This window comes from Micromonospora sp. LOL_025, from assembly GCF_048060285.1.
In the GTDB taxonomy this organism is placed as follows: Bacteria; Actinomycetota; Actinomycetes; order Mycobacteriales; family Micromonosporaceae; genus Micromonospora.
Genome location: NZ_JBHMIR010000084.1, coordinates 1 through 2,748 on the forward strand (window position 1 = coordinate 1; position 2,748 = coordinate 2,748).

The 2,748-nt window shown below is 76.3% G+C and carries 1 protein-coding gene; it reads left to right on the plus strand.

Annotated features, from left to right (window positions below):
• On the plus strand, positions 1-2,748 hold a 2,748-nt coding region (locus tag ACFHW0_RS31555), incomplete at both ends, for an SDR family NAD(P)-dependent oxidoreductase (protein WP_416613275.1).

Here is a 2,748-nt window from a genome sequence, read left to right on the forward strand (position 1 = left end):
GACGAGATCCGCACCCCGGAGTACTGGGTGCGGCACGTGCGCGAGGCCGTGCGCTACGCCGACGGGGTCACGGCCCTGAAGACCGCCGGCGTCGACACCTTCCTGGAGATCGGCCCGCAGAGCGTACTGACCGCGATGGCGGCCGACGTGCTGCCCCAGGATGACGGCGTGCTGGCCGTCGCCGTGCAGCGTCGGGACCGGCCGGAGACGCAGGCCCTGCTGCACGCCCTGGCGGAGCTGCACGTGCACGGGACTCCCGTGTCCTGGACGCAGTGGTTCGCCGAGACGGGCGCGCGCCGTGTCGACCTGCCCACGTACGCCTTCCAGCACCAGCGCTACTGGCCCGCCGCCAACCGGGCGCGTACGGGCGACGTGTCCGGGGCCGGGCTCGGCCGCACCGAGCACCCGCTGCTCGGCGCGGCGGTGGACCTGGCCGGCGACGACGAGATGGTGCTGACGGGCCGGCTGTCGCTGGACACGCACCCCTGGCTGGCCGACCACACGGTCTCCGGGCTGACGCTGGTGCCGGGCACCGCCCTGGTCGAGCTGGCCGTACGGGCCGGCGACGAGGTGGGCCTCTCCCGGCTGCGGGAGCTGACCGTGGCCGCCCCGCTGGTCGTCCCCGGCACGGGAGGCGTGCGGATCCAGGTGCGGGTGTCCACGTCGGAGTCGCCGCAGCGTCCCGTCGCCATCTACTCTCGCCCCGACGACGACCCCGAGGCGGGCTGGACCCGGCACGCGGAGGGCGTGCTGGAACCGTCCACCGCTGACGAGCCCGACCCGGTCACCTGGCCCCCGGCCGGCGCGGCGGAGGTGGACCTGGCGGGCTGGTACCCGACGCTGGCGGAACACGGCCTGGCGTACGGGCCGGTCTTCCAGGGGCTCCGGCGTGCCTGGACCAGCGGCGCCGAGGTGTACGCCGAGGTGGTCCTGCCGGACGACGCCGCGACGGAGGCCGCCGGGTTCCGGGTGCATCCGGCGCTGCTGGACGCCGCCCTGCACCCGATCGGGCTGCTGTCGGGTGCGGAGCAGTCGGGCGGGCCGCGGGTGCCGTTCGCGTTCGAGGGTGTACAGGTGCACGCCTCGGGCGCGGGGGCGCTGCGGGTACGCCTGACCCGCGACGGCTCCGGCCTGCGGCTGGCCGCGTACGACGAGGCGGGCGCGCCGGTCGTGTCGGTGGACTCCCTCGTCCTGCGGGAGCTGACCGGTGTGGCCGCGCCGGGCGCGGCATCGCGGTCGCTGTTCGAGCTGCGGTGGCCGGCCGTGGAGACGACCCCCGGCGGGGACACCTCCGGGTGGGCGCTGCTGGCGGGCGGCCGGAACATGCCGGCCGACCTGGCGGCGCGGGCCGGGCTGGTCGCGTACCCCGACGTGGCGACGGTCGCGGGGGAGGAGTCCGTCCCCCGGACGCTGCTGCTTCCGGTGTTCCCCGCGTCCGGGGCGCTGACGGAGACGCCGGAGTCGGTCCGGGCGGCGACCTCGGAGATGCTGGCGACGGTGCAGTCCTGGCTGGCTGCGGACGCCCTGTCGGAGTCGCGGCTCGTGGTGGTGACCCGGGGTGCCGTGTCGGTCGGTGACGAGGACCGGGTGACCGACCTGGCCGCTGCGGCCGTGTGGGGCCTGCTGCGCTCGGCGCAGTCGGAGCACCCGGGTCGCCTCGTCCTCGCGGACGTCGACGGCGAGCCGGATGCCGCGCTGGTGGCCCTCCTGGACGGCGCGCTGCGCGAACCGGCCGCGACCGGCGGCCAGCTGGCGGTCCGTAACGGCGCGGTGTACTCGCCGCGCCTGGTCCGGGCCGGCGTCACGGTGGCGGAGATGCCGGTCGTGGGTGACGGTGCGGTGCTGGTGACCGGCGGTACGGGTGCGCTGGGCGCGTTGGTGGCGGAGCATCTGGTGTCGGTGCACGGGGTGCGGTCGCTGGTGCTGGTGTCGCGGCGTGGCCCGGAGGCCGCCGGTGCGGGCGAGTTGTCGGAGCGGCTGACGGCGTTGGGTGCGTCGGTGCGGGTGGTCGCGTGTGACGTGACGGACCGCGACCAGGTCGGCGCGCTGGTTGCCGGGATCGCAGCCGAGGGCCGGCTGGCGGGTGTGGTGCACACCGCCGGTGTTCTGGACGACGGGGTGGTCGAGGGGCTGACCGTCGAGCGTCTGGCGGGGGTGTTGGCGCCGAAGGTGTCGGCGGGTTGGCTGTTGCACGAGGCGACGGCGTCGCTGGACCTTGATTCGTTCGTGGTGTTCTCGTCGGTGGCGGGGGTGTTGGGTTCGCCGGGGCAGTCGGCGTACGCGGCGGGCAATGCGTTCCTGGACGGGTTGGCGGTGTACCGGCGGCAGCTGGGGTTGCCGGCCGTCAGCCTGGCGTGGGGGATGTGGGACACCGCCGGCATGGCGGCGTCGATCGACGAGGCGGACCGGGCGCGCTCGGCGCGGGCGGGTCTGACGCCCATGAGCGCCGAGGTCGGGTTGGAGCTGTTCGACGCCGCCCTGGGCGCCGGCCGGGCGGCCCTGGTGCCGGCCGTGATCGACGTGCCCGCGCTGCGGGCGGCGGCCTCCGGCGGCCCCGTGCCGGCCGTGCTGCGCACCCTGATCGGCGTGACCAGCACCCGCCGCCAGGCGGGGCAGGGCGGTGGCGGCTGGGCCGATCGGCTCGCCGGGCTGACCGAGGACGAGGGCCGGACCCAGGTCGACGTGCTGGTGCGGGGCCTGGTCGCGCAGGTGCTGGGGCACGGTGGCGCGGAGGCGGTGCCGGCGGAC